Source organism: Kitasatospora sp. NPDC053057 (assembly GCF_044546945.1).
Classification (GTDB): domain Bacteria; phylum Actinomycetota; class Actinomycetes; order Streptomycetales; family Streptomycetaceae; genus Kitasatospora.
On the sequence record NZ_JBITZP010000006.1, the window covers coordinates 171,302 to 190,398 of the forward strand.

Below are 19,097 nucleotides of genomic sequence, written 5' to 3' on the forward strand. Positions count from 1 at the left end.
GTTGCGGCGACTACAGCACCTTGGCCAGGAAGGCCTGGGTGCGCTCGTGCCGGGGGCGGTCCAGGACCTCGGCGGGCGGGCCCTGCTCGACCACCACTCCGCCGTCCATGAAGACCACGGTGTCGGCGACCTCCCGGGCGAAGCCGATCTCATGGGTGACCACGATCATCGTGGTGCCGCTGCGGGCGAGGTCCTTGATGACGTCCAGCACCTCGCCGACCAGCTCGGGGTCGAGCGCCGAGGTGGGCTCGTCGAACAGCAGCACCTTGGGCTCCAGGGCCAGCGCCCGGGCGATCGCCACCCGCTGCTGCTGCCCGCCGGACAGCTGCCGGGGGTAGGCGGCGGCCTTGTCGGCCAGCCCGACCCGCTCCAGCAGCGCCAGCGCCGTCGCCCTGGCCTCGGCCCGGGGCCGGCCGAGCGCGGCGATCGGCGCCTCGACCAGGTTCTCCAGCACGGTCAGGTGCGGGAAGAGGTTGAAGTTCTGGAACACGAAGCCGATGCCGGTGCGCTGGCGCAGCACCTCGCGCTCCTTGAGCTCGTACAGCCGGTCGCCCGAGCGCCGGTAGCCGATCAGCTCGCCGTCGATGGCGACGTAGCCGCGGTCGAGCTTCTCCAGGTGGTTGATCGCCCGCAGCAGGGTGGACTTGCCGGAGCCGGACGGGCCGAGCACCACGGTGACCGAGCCGGCCGGGACGTCCAGGTCGACCCCGCGCAGCACGTCCAGCCGGCCGAAGCTCTTGTGCAGGCCGCGGACCTGCACCATCGGGGCGGTCTGCGGCTCGGTGGCCTGAGGCTCGGTGAGTGTCGTCACGGGGTTCCTCCGGAGGTACGGGCAGGCAGGCTCCGCGCGAAGGCCCGGAGGCGCTGCAGCGGGGTGGGCGGCGGGGTGCGCCGGGCGCCGCGGGAGAAGTAGCGCTCGACGTAGTACTGGCCGATCGACAGCACCGTGGTCAGCACCACGTACCAGACCGTGGCGACCATCAGCAGCGGCACCACCCGGCCGGTCCGGCCGTAGATCACCTGGGCCTGGTAGAAGAGTTCGCCGATGGCCATCACGTAGACCACCGAGGTGCCCTTGAGCAGCGAGATCACCTCGTTGGCGGCGGCCGGCAGGATGCTCCGCATCGCCTGCGGCAGCACGATCCGCCAGGCCTGCCGCGCGCGCGGGATGCCCAGTGCGGCGGCGGCCTCGCGCTGGCCGGCGTCCACCGCGAGGACGCCACCGCGGATGATCTCGGCGGCGAACGCGGCCTGGTGCAGCCCGAGGCCGAGCACCGCGGCGCCGAGGGCGCCGAGCACGCCGACCGTCTCGAAATCGCCGAAGGTCGGGCCGAACGGGATGCCGAAGCCGAACCGCTTGTAGAGGTAGGAGAGGTTGAACCAGAACACCAGCTGGACGATCAGCGGGATCGAGCGGAACACCCAGACGTACGCCCAGGCGAGGGTCCGCAGGATCGCGCTGCGGGACAGCCGCATCGCGGCCACCACGGCGCCGAGCGCGAAGCCCAAAACGGTGCCGTAGGCGGTGAGTTCGAGGGTGCGGCCGATCGCCTGCAGGATGGTGTCGGCGGTGAAGTAGAGCCGGAAGGTGGCCCAGTCCCAGGCCGGGTTGGTGGCCAGGCCGTGGAGGAACTGGACCAGCACGACGAGGGCGGCGATCCCGGCCGCCCAGCGCCACGGGTGCCGGGCGGGGACGGTCCGCAGGCCGTCCAGTTCCTCGGGATCGAGGCCGGGGGCAGGTCTTGACAGGGACGGTGGTGCTTGGGTGCTGACGGTCATCGGGGTGCTCCTCCAACGGGCCCTGTGGTCACGGGTGTTCGGGCGGACTGATCTGCGACTCCTTGATCGCCGAGTCGGTGAGCCCCCACTTCCGGAGGATCCGCTCGTACGTCCCGTCCTTGATCAGCTGGTTGACCGCCGCCTGGAAGGCCGGGGTGAGCGGGGAGCCCTTCCTGAAGGCGAAGCCGACGTCCAGCCGGTGGAACTCGTTGAGGAAGCGCACCCCGGCGGCCTCCTGCGAGGCCTGGTGGCGCAGACCGTTGATGGTGGACATCTCGACGTCCACCCGGCCCTGCTGGAGCCCGGTCAGCAGCGCACCGCCCTCGCTGAACGCCCTGACCTCGTAAGGCTTCTTCCCGGCGTCGGCGCAGACGCCCTTCCTGCCGTTGAGGGTGGTCTCGAAGGTGGTGCCGGCGCCGGTGCCGATGGTCAGCCCGCAGAGCTGGGCCAGGTCGGTGACCGGCTGGACCGCCGTGTTGTCCTTCTTCACCGCGAAGCCCTGGCCGTCGTCGATGTAGGTGACGAAGTCGACGGTCTTCAGACGGGCGGTGGTGACCCCGAAGTTGCCGGTGCCGACGTCGTACTTGCCGCTGCCCAGGGCGGGCAGGATGGTCTCGAAGGCGGCGTCCTCGCGCTGCACGGTCAGGCCGAGCAGCTTGGCGACGGCATCGGTGAAGTCGATGTCCACCCCGACCGGCTTCTTGCTCGCCTGGTCGGCGTAGAAGGCGCTGGGCGGGGCGCCGACGGACGAACCGAACTTCAGCACACCGGACTTGCGCACCTCCTCGGGCAGCAGTGCGGCCGCTGCCTCCGACCGGCCCAGGCCGGAGACGACGTCCTCGGTGACGGTGGCCGCGGGCCCGCCCGCCCCGGCCGCGCCCGCGATCTTCGGGTCCGAGCCGCACGCGGCCAGCGCCAGGACCGGCAGCAGGGCGGTGGCCGCGAGGAGACGGCGGCGGACGGTGGTGGTTCTCACGGGGGGCCTTTCAGGAAGTGGGTGCCAGTACGGGCAGGGACTTCTCGAAGGGGAGCGGGCCGATGGCCAGGGGGTCGGCGGCGGCGTCGAACAGCGGGGTGTAGCCGGCGGCCAGGTAGAGGCCCTTGGCCTCGGGCTGGCGCGGGCCGGTGGTGAGGAAGATCCGGCGGTAGCCGGCGGCCGCGGCGGTGCGCTCCAGTTCGGCCAGCACCCGGCGGGCCAGGCCGCGGCGTCGGTGCGCGGAGTCCGTCCACATCCGCTTCACCTCGGCGGTGTGCTCGTCGTGGCGCAGGTACGCGCCGCCGGCCACCGGTGCGCCGTCCTCCAGCAGGAGCAGCAGCGCGCCGTGCGGCTCGGCGAAGGCCTCGGCCGGGTAGCGGGTCATCTCCTGGTGGGCGCCGGGGCCGTAGCGGGTGACGTACTCGTGGGTGAGCTCGCGCAGCAGCGGTTCGACCAGCGGGTCGTCCAGGGTGACCCGGCGGAACCCGGTGATCGGCACGGGGCTCACGCCTGCACCGCGATCAGCTGGTGCCGGTCCCGCTCCGCGGCCTCGGCGGCCTTGGCGGCGTCCCGCTTGGCGACCTCCTCGCGGACGATCGGGATGACGTAGCGGCCGAAGTCGATCGCGTCGCCCAGCAGGTCGTAGCCGCGCGCGGAGAGGATGTCCACACCGAGGTCGTAGTAGTCCAGCAGCGCCTGGGCGACCGTCTCCGGGGTGCCGACCAGCGCGTTGGAGTTGCCCGCCCCGCCGGTGGCCGCGGCGGTCGGGGTCCACAGCGCGCGGTCGTAGCGCTCGCCGGCCTCGGCGATCTCGATCAAGCGCTGGGAGCCCACGTTCTCAGGTGTCGCGGCCTCCGCAGCGGCGGCGACCGGGCGGCGCCGGGGTGCCGACGCGCCGCTCTCCCGGCGGGCCCGGATGGTGGCCACCGTGCGGTGCGCCTTCTCCCAGGCCAGTTCCTCGGTCGGCGCGATGATCGGCCGGAACGCCACCTGGATCCGCGGCAGGTCGGTCCGTCCGGCGGCCCGCGCCGCCTCCCTGACCCGCTCGATCTGCTCGGCGGTGCGGGCCAGCGGCTCGCCCCACAGGCAGTAGATGTCGGCCTCGGCACCGCCGGCCGCGTAGGCGGCGTCCGAGGAGCCGCCGAAGGAGACCGCCGGGCGCGGCTGCTGGACGGGGAAGACGTCGGAGACGAAGTCGTTGAAGCGGTAGTGCGGGCCCTCGTGGTCGAAGGGCTCCCGGCTGGTCCAGGCCTTCTTCACGATGCCGATGTACTCGCGGGTGCGCTCGTAGCGCTGGTCCTTGGTGAGGAAGTCGCCCTCGCGCTGCTGCTCGTGGTCGGTGCCGCCGGTGATGAAGTGGACGGTCAGCCGGCCGTCGCTGATCCGGTCGAGGGTGGCGAAGGTCTTGGCGGCGAAGGTCGGGTAGGAGACGTTCGGCCGGTGCGCGAGCAGGATCTGCAGCTTGTCGAGGTGCGAGGCGAGGAAGGCGGCCGCGGCCGCGGGCTCCGGGGAGCCGGAGCCGTACGCGAAGAGCACCCGGTCCCAGCCGTGGTCCTCGTGCGCCCGGGCCAGCCGCAGGGTGTAGTCGCGGTCGAAGGCGGCGGTGGTGCGCGGGTCGGTCTCCGAACCGTCGGAGGTGGCGGCGATGCCGAGGAATTCGACGGGCATGGCGGAACCTTTCGGGGTGGGCTGGCTCCGGCGGGCCGCGGGCAAGCCGGAGGCGGCCGCGGCGGCGGGTGGCCGTCGGGCACGGGGCGGTACGGGTACGAGGGGAGGGAGTGCCGGAGCGCAGTGCGAAGTCGGCGACGACAGCGGAAAGCTGATGTGTCGTCAGCGAATGCGGACGAGGCCGGGCCGTGGCGGGGCACACCGAGGGAGGGCTCCCCGCTGGGAGATCAGGCCGGACGGGCGGCCCGCTGCCGGGTCAGCCGCGACACGCCGCGGACCACACCCGACCGAAGTCGATGTGGTCGCGGGTGACCAGGGGCTGCACGGCGTACATGGCCTCAAGTTGAGCAGTCGGCCGAGCGGTACGTCAACCGCGCATCATTGCCGCACTGTTGCGATCTCCTGTCGCTTTTCCGACGTGCCGCAACCGGCCCCGATCGCGCCCTGCCCGCCCTTGACAGTCGTCGATCGCGCATGCGTACGATCGACGCGGAGTGCAGTGCATCGCACCGGCCGCGTTGAGGGACGCGGGCCGGCGCCCGAGGGCCCGTACGTGATCACCCCCGTACCTCTCCCCCGCCCGCACTCCGCCCAGGAGCCGCCGCCATGGCCACCCCGCAGGACGTCCTGCCCGCCCCCGCCCTCAGCAAGGCCCCACCGCCGGCCCCGGCGCCCGAGGCCCGGATCGTCGCCCGACGCAGGCCCGGCCAGTGGATCGCCGCGGCCGTCGCCCTGCTGCTGGCCGCGATGGCGGTCAGCTCGGTGATCCGCAACAAGGCCTTCCAGTGGAGCGTGGTCGCCGACTGGTTCACCGCCCGGTCCGTCCTCGACGGCCTGACCCTGACCCTGTGGCTGACCGCCGTAACCCTCGCCCTAGGCTTCGTGTTCGGCACCGTCCTCGCCACCATGCGGCTGTCCGCCAACTCGGTGCTGCGCACCATCAGTTGGGGCTACGTCTGGATCTTCCGTTCCACCCCGCCGCTGGTGCAGCTGCTGTTCTTCTTCAACATCGGCGCGCTCTACCCGACCCTCGGCCTCGGCATCCCCTTCGGCCCCGAGTTCGTCACGGTGAAGACCGTCAACCTGATCGGCCCCACCCTGACCGCCGTCATCGGGCTCACCCTGCTGGAGGCCGCGTACGCCGCCGAGGTGATCCGCGGCGGCATCCTCTCCGTCGACCGCGGCCAGCTGGAGGCGGCCGCCGCGCTCGGGCTCGGCCGGTGGCGGGTGCTGCGCCGGATCGTGGTGCCGCAGGCGATGCGCGCGATCGTGCCGGCCGCCGGGAACATGCTGATCGGCGCGCTCAAGGGCACCAGCATCGTCAGCGTGCTGGCCGTCTCCGACCTGCTCTACTCGGTGCAGCTGGTCTACCTGCAGTCCTACCAGGTCATCCCGATGCTGATGGTCGCCACCCTCTGGTACCTGGTGGTCACCACCGTGCTGTCCGTCGGCCAGTACTACGTCGAGCGTCACTTCGCCAAGGGCGCCAGCCGGGAGGGCCTGCCGCCCACCCCGCTGCGGCGCGCCCGGGCGGCCCTGGTCAAGGCGGTGCGGGCATGACGGCGCTCGTGATCGTCGGCGCCGGCCCGCGCGGCACCGGGCTGCTGGAGCGGATAGCCGCCAATGCCGCCGAACTGCTGCCCGCCGACCGGCCGTTGGAGATCCACCTGGTCGACCCGCACCCGCCCGGCGGGGGCCGGATCTGGCGCCACGACCAGTCCCCGCTGCTGCGGATGAACTCGATGGCCGAGGACGTCACCATGTTCACCGACGAGCTCGCGACCATCGACGGACCGGTCCGCCCCGGCCCCTCGCTGGCCGAATGGGCCCGGCGGCAGCGGGAGTTCGCGCCCTACCGGGAGGTCGCCGACCCGGCCGTACGGGCCGAGCTGCGCGAGCTGGCCCCCACCGACTTCCCCACCCGGCGGGCCCAGAGCGCCTACCTGGACTGGGCGTTCCGCCGCGCCGTCGCCGACCTGCCGGACCACATCACGGTCAACGTCCACCGGGACACCGTGCGGTGGATCGACGGACCGGCCGACGGCCCGCAGACCGTCCACCTCGGCGACACCACGCTCACCGCCGACCACGTCGCCCTCACCCTCGGCCACCTCGACTCCGCCCCGCACCCCCGGCACACGGCCGACGCCGCCTTCGCCGCCCGGCACCGCCGCTTCCACCTCCCGCCCGCCTACTCCGCCGACGTCGAGGCCGAGCTGGCCCGGATCGCCCCCGGCGAGCAGGTGGTGCTGCGCGGCCTCGGCCTGGCCGCCGTCGACCTGATCGCGATGCTCACCGAAGGACGCGGCGGCCGCTTCGAGCCCACCGGCGACGGCCAGGCCCTGCGCTACCGCCCGTCCGGCCGCGAACCGGTGCTGCACCTCGGCTCCCGGCGCGGCGTCCCCTACCACTCCAAGACCGACTACCGGCTCCAGGGACCGCCCGCCCCGCTCCCCCGCTACTTCGACGCGACCGCCGTGGACGCCCTGCTCGCCACCTCCGGACCGCTCGAACTACGGCGCGACGTCTGGCCGTTGATGGCCAAGGAGATCGGCTTCGGGCACTACCACGAGCTGTTCCACGCCCACCCCGGCCGCACCGCACTGCCCTGGCCGGAGTTCCTGGCCCGCTACGACCGGCACGGCTGGTACACCCCCGAACTCGCCGCCCTGGTCGCCGAGGCCGTCCCCGACCCGGCCGACCGGATCGACTTCGAGCGGCTCGACCACCCGCTGGCCGGGCTCGAACTGCGCACCGCCGAGGAGCTCCAGGCTCACCTGCGCGAGTACGTCACCGCCGACGCCGACCGCCGCGCCGACCCGGCCCACAGCGCCGACCTGGGCGCCTTCCTCGCCCTGCTCTCGCTGTTCGGCCAGCTCCCCCGACTGGTCGCCGGCGGCCGGCTCACCGCCCGCTCGGTCGCCCAGGAGGTGGACGAGTGGTTCTTCGGCTACTTCAACTTCCTCGCCTCCGGCCCGCCCGGCTTCCGGCTGCGCCAGCTGGTGGCGCTCTCCGAGGCCGGGGTGGTGCGCTTCCTCGGCGCGGGCGTACGGATCGAGCGGGACGAGAGCACCGGCACCTGGCGGGCCTCCGGCGCCACCGTGCCCGGCCACAGCGTGACCGCCACCGCACTGGTCGAGGCCTACCTGCCCAAGCACGCGCTGGCCCGCACCCTCGACCCGGTGCTGGGCGAACTGCACCGCGCCGGAAGGGTGGTGGAGGAGGTGGTGAGCGACGCCGAGCACACCCACCGCTCCGGCCTGGTCACCATCGACCCCGCCGACAGCCGGCTGATCGACCCGGCCCTCGGCGGGGCCCCGCACCCGCGCCGCACCGCGCTCGGCCCGCACACCAGCCTGCGCTCGGCCGCCGCCTTCGCCCGCCCGCGCACCAACGCCCCCGCCTTCCGGCAGAACGACGCCGCCGCCCGGGCGCTGCTGCGGGCGCTGGCCGCGCTCCCGTCGGCGGCGCTGGTGGGGTGAGGCCCCGCAACCGGGCGTTTACGGCCCGAAGATCTCCTCCACCAGGTCCTCGTCCGAGACATGGTCCGGCGCCTCGAAGACCACGTCGGCGACGCCCTTCAGGCCGAGCCCCCGCTCCAGCGCCCCGACGCAGGCCTGGGCCTCCTGGTCGGTGGCGAAGTCCCACACCCGCAGCCGCCGGATCAGCACCAGCAGCTCCGTCCGGCTGATCCTCGGCGCCCAGCGGCGGTCCGCCCCGCCCTTGCGGCCGGCCTGGGCGAGCCGGTGCCGGTAGCCAGCCAGGTCCAGCCAGGCCCGGACGGTGCTCGGGTGGTGCTCGCCGAGCGTCCGGGCGAGGTCGGGCAGCAGCCCGTGCAGCCGCATCGCCGCGCCCTGCAGGTCGCCCCGGTTGGCCTGGTGGACGGCGAGGTCGTGCCGGGCCTTGAGGACCCGGCTGTCCTGCGGGCCCCAGGCCGCGGTCGCTCTCAGCACCGTTGCGTCCGAGAGGCCGGATCGCCTTGACGGCAATACGGCGACCCCTGACCTGCTATGCGGAGCCTGCTTGGCCATGACGGCCCTCCCCCCGCCATGTCCCAGGTGGAAGGATGGGCGAAGAGCCCCGCAACGGTGCGGCGGCTCGCACCAGCAACGCCCGAGGAGCGCAGTCATGGCCAAGCAGGCCCCGCAGAGCGACCCGGTGCAGGACGCCCCCGAGGTGTCCGCGCCCCAGCACGCGGCCGCCGGCCTGCCCGCCGTCGGCCACAGCCTGCGGATGGCCGCCGAACAGATGGGCGCCCGCCGCACCCTCGCCACCCTGCTCAAGGTCAACCAGCCGAACGGTTTCGACTGCCCCGGCTGCGCCTGGCCCGAGCCGGACAAGACCCACACCGCCGAGTTCTGCGAGAACGGCGCCAAGGCCGTCGCCGAGGAGGCCACCGAGCGCCGGATCCGGGCCGAGTTCTTCGCCGCCCACCCGGTCGCCGACCTGGCCGAGCGCTCCGGCTACTGGCTGGGCCAGCAGGGCCGGCTCACCCAGCCGATGCTGCTCGACGAGGGCGCCACCCACTACACGCCGGTCTCCTGGGACGACGCCTTCGCGCTGATCGCCGAGGAGCTGCGGGCTCTGGACACCCCGGACGGCGCCGCCTTCTACACCTCCGGCCGCACCAGCAACGAGGCCGCGTTCGCGTACCAGCTGTTCGCCCGCCGACTCGGCACCAACAACCTGCCGGACTGCTCCAACATGTGCCACGAGTCGTCCGGTTCGGCGCTCACCGAGACCCTCGGCGTGGGCAAGGGCAGCGTCAGCCTCAAGGACCTCTACCAGGCCGACCTGATCATCGTGGCCGGACAGAACCCGGGCACCAACCACCCCCGGATGCTCTCCGCCCTGGAGCGCGCCAAGCGGGCCGGCGCCACCATCGTCAGCGTCAACCCGCTGCCGGAAGCCGGCCTGGAGCGGTTCAAGAACCCGCAGAACGCCCGCGGCCTGGTCGGCCACGGCACCAAGCTGACCGATCTCTTCCTGCAGATCCGCCTCGGCGGGGACCTCGCCCTGTTCCGCGCGCTCAACCGGATCATCGTGGAACGGGACGGCGTCGACCGCGCCTTCGTCGCCGAACACTGCCACGGCTACGAGGAGTTCGAGGCGCAGGTCCGCGGGACCGAGCGGGCGGAGGTGCTCGCCGCGACCGGCCTGCCCTGGGAGCAGATCGAGGAACTCGCCCGCCTGGTGCTCTCCTCCGAGAAGGTCATCGTCTGCTGGGCGATGGGCCTCACCCAGCACAAGCACTCCGTGCCGACCATCCGCGAGGTGGTCAACTTCCTGCTGCTGCGCGGCAACGTCGGCCGCCCCGGTGCCGGGGTCTGCCCGGTGCGCGGGCACAGCAACGTCCAGGGCGACCGAACCATGGGCATCTTCGAGCGGCCGTCGACGGCCTTCCTCGACGCGCTGGGCAAGGAGTTCGGCTTCGAGCCGCCGCGCGAGCACGGCCACGACTCGGTGGACACCATCCGCGCGATGCGCGACGGCAAGGTCAGGGTGTTCTTCGCGATGGGCGGCAACTTCGTCGCGGCCACCCCGGACACCGACGTCACCGAGGCCGCGATGCGGCGCTGCCGGCTGACCGTCCACGTCTCCACCAAGCTCAACCGCTCGCACGTGATCACCGGTGCCCGCGCCCTGATCCTGCCCACCCTCGGCCGCACCGACCGGGACGTCACCCCCTCCGGCGCCCAGTTCGTCAGCGTCGAGGACTCGATGGGCCAGGTCCACGCCTCCCGCGGCGGCCTGCGCCCGCCCGCACCCGGTCTGCTCTCCGAGACCGCGATCATCTGCCGGCTCGCCCGCACCGTCCTCGGGCCGCAGGACACCGTGCCGTGGGAGGAATTCGCGAGCGACTACGACACCCTGCGGGACCGGATCGCCCGGGTCGTGCCCGGCTTCGAGGACTACAACGCGAAGGTCCGCCGCCCCGGCGGCTTCACCCTCCCGCACGGCCCCCGCGACTCCCGCACCTTCCCCACCGCCACCGGCCGGGCCAACTTCACGGTCAACGCGCTCACCGCCCCCGAAGTCCCGCCGGGCCGCCTGCTGCTGCAGACGCTGCGCTCCCACGACCAGTACAACACCACGATCTACGGCCTCGACGACCGCTACCGCGGCATCAAGGGCGGCCGCCGCGTCGTTCTGGTCAACCCCGCCGACGCCGCCGAACTCGACCTCCCCGAGGGCCGGTACGTCGACCTGGTCAGCGAGTGGACGGACGGCACCGAACGCCGCGCCCCCCACTTCCGCGTCGTCCACTACCCCGTCGCCCGCGGCGGCGCGGCGGCGTACTACCCGGAGACCAACGTCCTGGTGCCCCTCGACTCCACCGCCGACATCAGCAACACCCCCACCTCCAAGGCCGTCGTCATCCGCTTCGAGCCCGACTCGGCCCCGGCCGGATAGCCGTCCGCTCCCGCCCTTCACCGGACAGCACGGAGGCCGCCCCACGTCAGCGGACGTGGGGCGGCCTCCTCGTACCGGGTCAGTGCAGCAGACCGCCGAGCGGCAGCGTCGCCGTGGGGCTGCCGGGCGCGGAGGCGCTGGACGAGCCGGTGGTGCTCGGGGTGCCGGTGCCCGTCGGGGTGTTGGTGGGCGTCGGCGTGTTCGTGGGCGCGGGGGTGTTCGTCGGGGTCGGGGTCGGCGTGCCGGTGGGCGAGCCCGTCGGCGTACCGGTCCCGGACGGCGTGCCCGGGTTGCTGGGCGTGCCGGTGCCCGAGGGCGTCCCGGTGCCCGAGGGCGTGCCGCTCGGCGTCCCCGGCGTGCTCGGGGTGCTCGGAGTGCCGGTGGGCTGCTGGGTCGCCGGCGGGGCCGGGGTCGGGCTGGGGGCAATCGGGGTGGTGGCGGAGTCCCAGCCCTTGGGCAGGTCCGGCACCTTCCAGGCGCCGCCCGCGTCGTCCGCCGCGCCGTCCGGGTCGGGCCGGACGGCCCCGAGGATCGCCATCGAGCCGATCGGCGACACCTTGATGAAGGCGCCGGGCCGCGGCGCCTGGACGATCAGCCCGCCGCCGATGTACATCGCGACGTGCGAGGCGTCCTGGAAGTAGACGACCAGGTCGCCGGGCCGCAGCTGGTTCAGCGGGACGTGCGGCAGCTGGGCCCACTGCTCCTGGCTGGTGCGCGGGATGGGCTTCCCGGCGTGCAGCCAGGCCTGCGAGGTGAGGCCGGAGCAGTCGTAGGAGTCGGGCCCGGTGCCGCCCCACAGGTACGGCTTGCCGAGCTGGGCGAGCGCGAAGGCGACGGCGGCGCGGCCGGACAGCGAGGGGGTGCGCTCGCCCTTGCCGAGGGCGCCGGAGGCGAGGAAGGCGAGCTGGGCCTCGTCGGCCTTGGCCTTCTCCAGCTGTTCGAGTTCGGTCCGCTGCGCGCCGGTGAGCGAGGAGACCAGCTGCTCGACCGAGGCAAGGTCGGCGGTGACCTTGGCCTTGGCGGCGTCCTGCTGGACGACCAGTGCCTGCGAGGTCTTGAGGGCCTCCTCGGTCTGCTTCTTCAGCCCGTCGAGCGCCTCCCGGTCGGCCTTCAGCCGGTCCAGGAACTCGGACTGCGAGCGGCTGGCCGCCTGGAGCAGTTCGGCGATGGTGACGGCCTCGTACGGGTCCTTGGAGAGCAGCAGTTCGGCATACGCGGAGGCGGCGCCGTTGCGGTACTGGGCGGCGGCGAGCTGGGAGGCGATGTCCGTCCCGGCGTCGACCTGCTTCTGCTGCCGGTCGAGCTTGCCCTGGAGGTCGGTGAGCGCGGTCTGTTGCTCGGTGACCTTGGCGACCGCGCCGTTGTACTGCTCGGTGGCGGCCTCGGCGCTCTGGTACAGCCCGTGGAGCTGGTCGAGGAGCGGCCCGAGGGTGGCCTTGGCGGCGGCCAGTGGGTCGGCTCCGGGCGCGACGGTGACCCCGGCACCGGGGTCGGGCGCGGCGTAGGCGGCCTGGGTGGCCACCGGGAGGGCGAGCGCGGCGGCCGCGAGGACGGCTCCGCACCTCAGCGCCGCCCGTACCCAGGGCCGTACGCCCGACATCTCCGTGCGCTGCGCAGCCCCGCCCATGGGATGGTCCTCCCCGCCCTTGCCCTGTCCTGCCCCGATGCGCCGCCTCCGGGTTCCCCCCGGGAACGATCCCGCAGATCCTCCCACGGGTTACTCGCCGGAAACAGAGCGCACGCGGACTGGGAGGTTAAATCTCCCTTGATCCGTTGACCTGTGAGACAGCTCTCATCAAAAGCGGGCGAACCGGGACGCACTCGGCTAATGTCCAGCTCAACGCGACCCAGGTCACCCCTTCGAAAGCTTCCGGCCACCACCAGGACACCGGCGGAACCACGATTCCCGGCTCAGTTCACCTTCCGTTTACCAAACAGACCTACGGTCGCGACGACACCAACGTCCGTGCGACAACTACGACGATTGTTTGGGTATGGAACACATCTCGTTCCTGGTGGCCGTTGTGATCATCACGGCGCTCGCCTTCGACTTCACCAACGGGTTCCACGACACCGCCAACGCGTCCGCCACCGCGATCGCGACCGGGGCCCTTCGTCCGAAGGTCGCGGTCACCATCGCGGCCCTGCTCAACTTCGCGGGCGCGTTCCTGTCCGTGAAGGTCGCCACCACCATCTCCGGCGGCATCGTCAACGAGAAGGCGGGCGTCCACCCCGAGATCATCTTCGCCGCACTGGCCGGCGCGATCCTGTGGAACCTGCTGACCTGGCTGCGCGGCCTGCCGTCCAGCTCCTCGCACGCCCTGTACGGCGGCCTGATCGGCGCCACGATCGTCGGCGTCGGCATGAACGGCGTCCACTTCGACACCGTGATCACCAAGATCATCATCCCGGCGGTCGCCTCCCCCTTCGTCGCCGGCCTGGCCTCCTGGGGCGCCACCAAGCTGGCCTACGCGATCACCCGCAAGGGCAGCTCCGCGGCCACCGACAAGGGCTTCAAGACCGGCCAGATCTTCTCCTCCTCGCTGATCTCGCTCGCGCACGGCACCAACGACGCCCAGAAGACGATGGGCATCATCACCCTGACCCTGGTCTCGGTCGGCGCCCTGCCGCACGGCGCGCTGCCCCCCACCTGGGTGATCGTCTCGGCGGGCGCCGCGATCGCGCTCGGCACCTACATGGGCGGCTGGCGGATCATCCGCTCGATGGGCAAGGGCCTGGCGGACATCAAGCCGCTGCAGGGCTTCGCCTCCGAGTCGGCCGTCTCGACCGTCATCCTGACCTCCTCGCACATGGGCTTCGGCCTCTCCACCACCCAGGTCTGCACCGGCGGCATCATGGGCGCCGGCCTCGGCGGCCCGAAGCCGGAGCTGCGCTGGAGCCTGGTCCGCCGCATGGTCTACACCTGGGGCCTGACCCTGCCGGCCGCCGGCCTGGTCTCCGGCGGCGCGGCCGCGGTGGCCCGGCAGGGCACCTGGGGCGTCGCCCTGGTCGGCGCCGCACTGGTGGCCGGTTCGGCCGCGATGTGGATGCTCTCCCGTCGCGAGCGGGTCGGCGCGGACAACGTGAACGACATCGCCGAGATCACCCCCGTCGAGATCGCCACGGCCTCCCCGGCGAACGCCGTCCCCACCCCCGCCTCGACCACGGTCGCGGCCTGAGCGCCGCAGGCTGAGGAGCACTCACCATGCACATCAAGTGGAACGCCCTGGCCCAGACCGCCGGCATCAGCTTCGGCGTCACCGTCGCCGTGGTCGCCGTCTTCGCCCTCGGCATCCTGGCGCTGTCCCGCCGTGAGGCCGCGCTGGGCGCTCGCGAGGCGGAGGGCGGGCAGGCCCCCGGCGGCCGGCCGGCCCTGCTGGCGGGCGCCTACGCCTGCTTCGCGCTCTGCGCCGCCGCCGTGGCCTACGGCCTGGTGCTGATCGCCGCGCCGTAGTCCCGTCCGTCCGGAGAACCGCAACGGGCCGGGGAGTGTCTCGACACTCCCCGGCCCGTTCCGCGTGCCCCGCGCCCGGTCAGCCCTGCTGGCTCGTCCTCAGCGCGGTCTCCCGGATGAACAGCACCGTGACGAAGGCCAGCGCCGCGAAGGGCGCCGCCCACAGGAAGACGGTGCCGACGCCGTGGCCGAAGGCGTCCGTCACCAGCGGCAGGATCGGGGCGGGCAGCTTCGCCAGGTCCGGGATGCCGCCACCGGCCGCCGCGTGCCCGGCCGGGATGTGCGCCGCGGCCAGGTTCTCGGTCAGGTAGTGGCCGACCTTGTTGGTCATCAGCGCGCCGAGCGCGGAGACGCCCATCGCGCCGCCCATGGTGCGGAAGAAGGTGACGACGGAGCTGGCCGCGCCGAGCTCGTGCCGGGGCACCGTGTTCTGCACCGCGAGCACCAGGTTCTGGCTGGTCAGGCCGAGGCCGACGCCGGTGATCGCCATGTAGAGGGAGAGCAGCCCGTAGTTGGTGTCGACCCGGGCCGTGCCGAGCAGGCCGAAGCCGATCGCGAGCAGCGCGGTACCGGAGACCAGGTAGGCCTTCCACTTGCCGTACTTGGTGATCAGTCGGCCGGCCACCGCCGAGGAGACCGCCAGGCCGATGATCATCGGCAGGGTCATCAGGCCGGCCATCGTCGGGGACTTGTCCCGGGCCAGCTGGAAGTACTGGCTGAGGAAGGTGGTCGCGCCGTACATCCCGACGCCGACCAGCACGCTGGCGATCGCGGCCAGGGTGACGGTGCGGTGCTTGAACAGGGACGGCGGGATGACCGGCTCGGCGGCGCGGCGCTCGACCACGACGGCCAGTGCGGCCAGCAGCAGGCCGCCGCCGACCATCGCCGCGGTCTGCCAGGACAGCCAGGCGTAGTTGGTGCCGGCCAGCGTGATCCAGATCATCAGCAGGCTGACCGCGGCGGTGATGACCAGCGCGCCCAGGTAGTCGATCTTCACCGGGCGCTTGACCACCGGCAGCTTGAGGGTGCGCTGCACCACCAGGATCGCGGCCAGCGCGAACGGGATGCCGACGTAGAAGCACCAGCGCCAGCCGAGCCAGGAGGTGTCCACGATGACGCCGCCGATCAGCGGGCCGCCGATGGTGGCGAGGGCGAAGACCGCGCCGAAGTAGCCGCTGTAGCGGCCGCGCTCGCGCGGCGGGACCATCGCGGCCAGGCAGATCTGGCCGAGCGCGACGACACCGCCGGCGCCGATGCCCTGGAGCGCGCGGCAGGCGATCAGCTCGCCGGTGTTCTGCGACAGGCCGGCCAGCGCGGAGGTGGCGATGTAGATCAGGAGGGCGATCTGGAGCAGCAGCTTCTTGCTGGCCAGGTCGGAGAGCTTGCCCCAGATCGGGGTGGAGGCGGTCAGCGTGAGCAGGGCCGCGGTGATCACCCAGGTGTAGGCGGACTGGCCGCCGTGCAGGTCGGTGAGGATGTGCGGCAGGGCGTTGGAGACGACGGTCGAGGAGAGCACGGCGACGAACAGGCCGAGCAGCAGGCCGGACAGTGCCTCCATCACCTGCCGGTGGGTCATCGGTCGGTCGTCGACGCCGGCTGCGGCGCCGGTCGAGGCCTGGGTGGTCACGGTCATCTGGGTCCTTCGGCGAGGCGGGCGGAGTGCGGAGCGGGTGCGGGGATGCGCGGGCATGAAAATTTGTTGCCTTAAGCAACCATAAGCCCGATGGTTGACTAAGGCAACTTTCCTCGTGCTCCAGCAAGGTCCGCACCGGGCCCGCACCCGGGCCCTTCGACTCACTCCGCGGGCGGCTCCCCCAGCACCTCGTTGAAGCGGTGCAGCAGCTCGGCGAAGCGGTCCACGTCCTCGCGCGACCACCCACCCATCACCCCGCGCACCCGCCGCATCCGGACGTCCCGGGCGGACTCGAAGCGCCGCCGCCCGTCCTCGGTCAGCGAGACCAGCGCCGCCCGGCGGTCCAGCGGATCCGCCTCCCGGGCGACCAGGCCGAGCTCCTCCAGCGCGCGGATCTGCCGGCTCACGGTGCCCTTGCCGACCGCGAAGTGCACTCCGACGTCCGTCACCCGCACCCGCCCGGTCTGCTCGATGTAACCGAGCAGGCTGTACGCCATGCCGTCCAGCCCGGGGTGCACGCGGCGTGAGAGTTCCGCCACTCTCGCGCGTCCCCGCCGGAACATCAGCCCGACCTCGCGCTCCACTGCCACCAGGGCTTCCTCGTCCGTCACCGCGCCAGTATCGCCCAGCGGGGGTGGCCGAGAACCGGCGCGGGAGATGGGACAACCCAACTAGTTCATGGTATTAAGTATCCGATTTCCGCCGATACGCAGGGAGATGTGGATGGCCGCCCCGGGGCAGGGTTTCATCGCTGAACTGAAGGGCGCGGTCACACCGCGTGCGGCGCTGCTCGTGATCGGCGTGCTGCTGTTGCAGCTCGGCTTCATCACCTCGTACGTCGGGGCGCTGCACCACCCGACCCCGCACAAGCTATCGATCGGGGTGGTCGCCCCGCCGCAGGTCACGCCCAAGCTGGTGCAGGCCCTGGAGTCGGTGCCGGACGAGGCCGTCAAGCCCGTCACCGCGCCGGACGCCGAGACGGCGACCCAGCAGATCAAGGACCAGAAGATCTACGCCGCGCTGGTCGTGAACCCGAACGGCACCGAGGACACCCTGCTCACCGGCAGCGCCCGCGGCACCTCCGCCGCCAAGGCCGCCGAGAGCATCACCACCGCGCTGGACAAGTCCCAGGGCCGCACCGTCAAGGTCGAGGACGTCGTCCCGCTGGCCAAGGGCGACACCAACGGCCTCACCGCCTTCTACCTGGTCATCGGCTGGTGCGTCGGCGGTTACCTGGTCGCCTCGATCCTCGGCATCAGCGCCGGCTCCAAGCCGGCCAACGTCCACCGCCTGCTGATCCGCCTCGGCGTCCTGGCGCTGTACTCGGTCGGCGCGGGCCTCGGCGGCACGATCATCGCCGGACCGGTCCTGGACGCGATGCCCGGCTCGATCCTGGCCCTGACCGCCATCGGCACCCTGGTGGTGTTCACCGTCGGCGCGTTCACCATGGCGCTGCAGTGCCTGTTCGGGATCATCGGCATCGGCCTCGCCGTGCTGGTCTTCGTGGTGCTGGGCAACCCGAGCGCCGGCGGCGTCTACCCCGCCCCGATGATGCCGCCGTTCTGGCGGGCGATCGGCTCGCTGATCCCCAACGGCGCCGGCACCAGCGCCACCAAGTCGATCGCCTACTTCGGCTCCACCAACCTGGGCATGCCGATCCTGGTCCTGGTGGTCTGGGCGGTCCTCGGCATCGGCGTCGCCTTCCTGGCCGTCCTGCGCGGCCCGCGCGCCGAGGTCGACGCGATCGGCGCCGGGACCCCCGCGCAGACCCCCGCCGGGGCCTGAGCCCCAGCGCACGACCCACCGAGCCCCCGGCCGCTGCGGCCGGGGGCTCGGTCGCGTTCCGGTGCGGCACGGGCTCAGCGGGTACGGGCTCAGCGGCTCCGGGCTCAGCGGGTACGGGCTCAGCGGGTCCGGACTCAGCCGCCCGCGAGCGGGCCCGGGTCGGACACGATGGCGCGCACCACACCCACCGCCGCGCCCAGCAGCGGTCCGCGCCGGCCGAGCCGGGAGACCGTCAGCCGGTCCTCCGCGAAGGGCCGCACCGTCACCCGGGCGGCCAGTTCGCGCCGCATCGCCGGCAGCAGCCAGGCCGCCAGCCGGGCGTAGCCGCCGCCCAGCACCACCTGGGCCGGGTCCAGCAGGTTGACCGCCCCGGCGGCCGCGATGCCGAGCGCCGAGCCGGCCCCGGCCAGCGCCGCCCGGGCCGGCTCGTCCCCGGCGCCGGCGCGTTCGGCGAGCAGGGTCACCCAGTCTCCGCGCGCGCCGGCCAGCCCGGCCGCCCGCAGCACAGCGGCCTCGCCCGCGTACTGCTCCAGGCAGCCGTGCGCCCCGCAGGCGCAGCGCGGCCCCTCCGGGTGGACGGGGACGTGGCCGAACTCGCCCGCGTAGCCGCGCGCGCCGCGCAGCAGTCGGCCGCCGACCACGACGGCCGCGCCGACGCCGGCCTCGGCGGAGACGTACAGGAAGTCCTCGGCGCTCCCGCCCAGCCACCGTTCGGCCAGTCCGCCGAGGTTGGCCTCGTTGTCCGCCTCGACGGGCAGCTCGGCCAGCCCGCCCCCGGCCAGGCGCAGCGCCGGGCGCAGTTCGGCGGCGAGCGGGATGTCCTGCCAGCCGAGGTTGGCGGCCCGCTGGAGCATCCCGCTGCCGCCGACCAGCCCGGGCACGGCCAGGGTCAGCCCGGCCGGGCGCAGGCCGGACTCGGCGACGGCCGCGCGCACCAGCTGGGCGAGGTCGGCCATCACGGCGGCGGGCTGGCGGCCGCGGTTGGCGCTCTCCTGGCGCCGCCAGGAGCGGACCTCCCCGCGCAGGTCAACCACGCAGACGCCGAGGTGCCGGACGCCGATCTCGGCGCCGAGGCCGCCGGGCCCGAGCGGGTTGAGCCCGAGCGCGGTGCCGGGGCGGCCGACCTTGCCGCTGGGGGCGGCGGGGCCCTCCTCGACGACCAGGCCGGCCGAGATCAGCTGTTCGGCGAGCGAGGAGACCGCGGCCCTGGTCAGTCCGGTCTCGGCGGCCACCTCGGCGCGCGAGCGGGGGCCGCGCGCGATCACGCCGAGCACCAGGGCCAGGTTGGCCCGGCGCATCCCCTGCTGGCTGGCGGGCCCGGTCCGGACGCCGTCCGGCTCCGCGCGCATGTCGCTCATGCGCCCCACCTCACTTCGTTCGGGAGGCGC

The 19,097-nt window shown here is 73.1% G+C and carries 16 protein-coding genes; 6 read left to right on the top strand and 10 right to left on the bottom strand.

Translation table 11 applies throughout. The features are described from left to right. Window positions 1-10 precede the first annotated feature (10 nt). Genes ACIG5E_RS09665 through ACIG5E_RS09685 form a run of 5 tightly spaced genes read right to left on the bottom strand, consistent with a single transcriptional unit; the run spans window position 11 to window position 4,423 of the window. A complete protein-coding gene (locus tag ACIG5E_RS09665; protein ID WP_396532744.1) occupies window positions 11-763 on the bottom strand; it encodes an amino acid ABC transporter ATP-binding protein in 753 nt (250 codons plus the stop codon). A 44-nt stretch (window positions 764-807) separates the two neighbouring features. Then, window positions 808-1,779, bottom strand: a complete 972-nt coding sequence (locus tag ACIG5E_RS09670) for an amino acid ABC transporter permease (RefSeq protein ID WP_396532670.1) — start codon at window positions 1,777-1,779, stop codon at window positions 808-810. Between the two features lie 28 nt (window positions 1,780-1,807). Next, window positions 1,808-2,755, bottom strand: coding sequence for an ABC transporter substrate-binding protein (locus ACIG5E_RS09675; protein WP_396532671.1), 948 nt, complete (start codon window positions 2,753-2,755; stop codon window positions 1,808-1,810). A 10-nt stretch (window positions 2,756-2,765) separates the two neighbouring features. Further along, window positions 2,766-3,263 carry a GNAT family N-acetyltransferase gene (locus ACIG5E_RS09680; protein ID WP_396532672.1) on the bottom strand — a complete coding sequence of 166 codons (498 nt, stop codon included), beginning with the start codon at window positions 3,261-3,263 and terminating at the stop codon, window positions 2,766-2,768. Beyond that, window positions 3,260-4,423, bottom strand: a complete 1,164-nt coding sequence (locus tag ACIG5E_RS09685) for an LLM class flavin-dependent oxidoreductase (protein ID WP_396532674.1) — start codon at window positions 4,421-4,423, stop codon at window positions 3,260-3,262. The genes ACIG5E_RS09680 and ACIG5E_RS09685 overlap by 4 nt, the downstream gene beginning before the upstream one ends. A gap of 606 nt (window positions 4,424-5,029) precedes the next feature. Here ACIG5E_RS09685 and ACIG5E_RS09690 point away from each other — a divergent pair. Beyond that, on the top strand, window positions 5,030-5,983 hold the full coding sequence (locus ACIG5E_RS09690; protein WP_396532675.1) for an amino acid ABC transporter permease: 954 nt from the start codon (window positions 5,030-5,032) through the stop codon (window positions 5,981-5,983). Next, the gene (locus tag ACIG5E_RS09695; protein WP_396532677.1) at window positions 5,980-7,905 is read left to right on the top strand and encodes an FAD/NAD(P)-binding protein; all 1,926 of its coding nucleotides are present in this window, start codon (window positions 5,980-5,982) and stop codon (window positions 7,903-7,905) included. Before ACIG5E_RS09690 ends, ACIG5E_RS09695 begins: the two co-directional genes overlap by 4 nt. Window positions 7,906-7,923: 18 nt before the next feature. On the opposite strand, the gene ACIG5E_RS09700 is transcribed toward ACIG5E_RS09695, so the two are convergent. Continuing rightward, window positions 7,924-8,376: a hypothetical protein gene (locus tag ACIG5E_RS09700; RefSeq protein ID WP_396532678.1), complete on the bottom strand. Its 453-nt coding sequence runs from the start codon at window positions 8,374-8,376 to the stop codon at window positions 7,924-7,926. A gap of 175 nt (window positions 8,377-8,551) precedes the next feature. Here ACIG5E_RS09700 and ACIG5E_RS09705 point away from each other — a divergent pair, with 175 nt between their 5' ends. After that, window positions 8,552-10,837, top strand: a complete 2,286-nt coding sequence (locus ACIG5E_RS09705) for an FdhF/YdeP family oxidoreductase (RefSeq protein ID WP_396532679.1) — start codon at window positions 8,552-8,554, stop codon at window positions 10,835-10,837. 79 nt (window positions 10,838-10,916) lie between these two features. On the opposite strand, the gene ACIG5E_RS09710 is transcribed toward ACIG5E_RS09705, so the two are convergent. Further along, entirely contained in the window at window positions 10,917-12,464 is a 1,548-nt protein-coding gene (locus tag ACIG5E_RS09710) for an NlpC/P60 family protein (RefSeq protein WP_396532680.1), read from the bottom strand. Window positions 12,465-12,831: 367 nt separating this feature from the next. On the opposite strand from ACIG5E_RS09710, the gene ACIG5E_RS09715 reads away from it, so the two are divergent. Next, complete coding sequence (locus ACIG5E_RS09715) at window positions 12,832-14,016, top strand: anion permease (RefSeq protein ID WP_396532682.1); 1,185 nt, start codon at window positions 12,832-12,834, stop codon at window positions 14,014-14,016. 26 nt (window positions 14,017-14,042) lie between these two features. Further along, window positions 14,043-14,291 carry a hypothetical protein gene (locus ACIG5E_RS09720; RefSeq protein ID WP_396532683.1) on the top strand — a complete coding sequence of 83 codons (249 nt, stop codon included), beginning with the start codon at window positions 14,043-14,045 and terminating at the stop codon, window positions 14,289-14,291. 79 nt (window positions 14,292-14,370) lie between these two features. On the opposite strand, the gene ACIG5E_RS09725 is transcribed toward ACIG5E_RS09720, so the two are convergent. Beyond that, window positions 14,371-15,924 carry an MDR family MFS transporter gene (locus tag ACIG5E_RS09725; RefSeq protein ID WP_396532685.1) on the bottom strand — a complete coding sequence of 518 codons (1,554 nt, stop codon included), beginning with the start codon at window positions 15,922-15,924 and terminating at the stop codon, window positions 14,371-14,373. 161 nt (window positions 15,925-16,085) lie between these two features. Continuing rightward, the gene (locus tag ACIG5E_RS09730) at window positions 16,086-16,535 is read right to left on the bottom strand and encodes a MarR family winged helix-turn-helix transcriptional regulator (protein ID WP_396532686.1); all 450 of its coding nucleotides are present in this window, start codon (window positions 16,533-16,535) and stop codon (window positions 16,086-16,088) included. Window positions 16,536-16,647: 112 nt separating this feature from the next. Here ACIG5E_RS09730 and ACIG5E_RS09735 point away from each other — a divergent pair, with 112 nt between their 5' ends. After that, the gene (locus ACIG5E_RS09735) at window positions 16,648-17,709 is read left to right on the top strand and encodes an ABC transporter permease (RefSeq protein ID WP_396532687.1); all 1,062 of its coding nucleotides are present in this window, start codon (window positions 16,648-16,650) and stop codon (window positions 17,707-17,709) included. A gap of 134 nt (window positions 17,710-17,843) precedes the next feature. Here the strand turns inward: ACIG5E_RS09735 and ACIG5E_RS09740 are convergent, their stop codons facing one another. Then, on the bottom strand, window positions 17,844-19,067 hold the full coding sequence (locus tag ACIG5E_RS09740; RefSeq protein WP_396532689.1) for an ROK family protein: 1,224 nt from the start codon (window positions 19,065-19,067) through the stop codon (window positions 17,844-17,846). Between the last annotated feature and the right edge of the window lie 30 nt (window positions 19,068-19,097).

Excerpts from the sequence above, each read along its gene's own strand:
- ACIG5E_RS09665 (WP_396532744.1), bottom strand. The coding sequence starts at position 763 with ATGGTGCAGGTCCGCGGCCTGCACAAGAGCTTCGGCCGGCTGGACGTG.
- ACIG5E_RS09670 (WP_396532670.1), bottom strand. The coding sequence starts at position 1,779 with ATGACCGTCAGCACCCAAGCACCACCGTCCCTGTCAAGACCTGCCCCC.
- ACIG5E_RS09685 (WP_396532674.1), bottom strand. The coding sequence starts at position 4,423 with ATGCCCGTCGAATTCCTCGGCATCGCCGCCACCTCCGACGGTTCGGAG.
- ACIG5E_RS09690 (WP_396532675.1), top strand. The coding sequence starts at position 5,030 with ATGGCCACCCCGCAGGACGTCCTGCCCGCCCCCGCCCTCAGCAAGGCC.
- ACIG5E_RS09695 (WP_396532677.1), top strand. The coding sequence starts at position 5,980 with ATGACGGCGCTCGTGATCGTCGGCGCCGGCCCGCGCGGCACCGGGCTG.
- ACIG5E_RS09705 (WP_396532679.1), top strand. The coding sequence starts at position 8,552 with ATGGCCAAGCAGGCCCCGCAGAGCGACCCGGTGCAGGACGCCCCCGAG.
- ACIG5E_RS09710 (WP_396532680.1), bottom strand. The coding sequence starts at position 12,464 with ATGGGCGGGGCTGCGCAGCGCACGGAGATGTCGGGCGTACGGCCCTGG.
- ACIG5E_RS09715 (WP_396532682.1), top strand. The coding sequence starts at position 12,832 with ATGGAACACATCTCGTTCCTGGTGGCCGTTGTGATCATCACGGCGCTC.
- ACIG5E_RS09720 (WP_396532683.1), top strand. The coding sequence starts at position 14,043 with ATGCACATCAAGTGGAACGCCCTGGCCCAGACCGCCGGCATCAGCTTC.
- ACIG5E_RS09725 (WP_396532685.1), bottom strand. The coding sequence starts at position 15,924 with ATGACCGTGACCACCCAGGCCTCGACCGGCGCCGCAGCCGGCGTCGAC.
- ACIG5E_RS09735 (WP_396532687.1), top strand. The coding sequence starts at position 16,648 with ATGGCCGCCCCGGGGCAGGGTTTCATCGCTGAACTGAAGGGCGCGGTC.
- ACIG5E_RS09740 (WP_396532689.1), bottom strand. The coding sequence starts at position 19,067 with ATGAGCGACATGCGCGCGGAGCCGGACGGCGTCCGGACCGGGCCCGCC.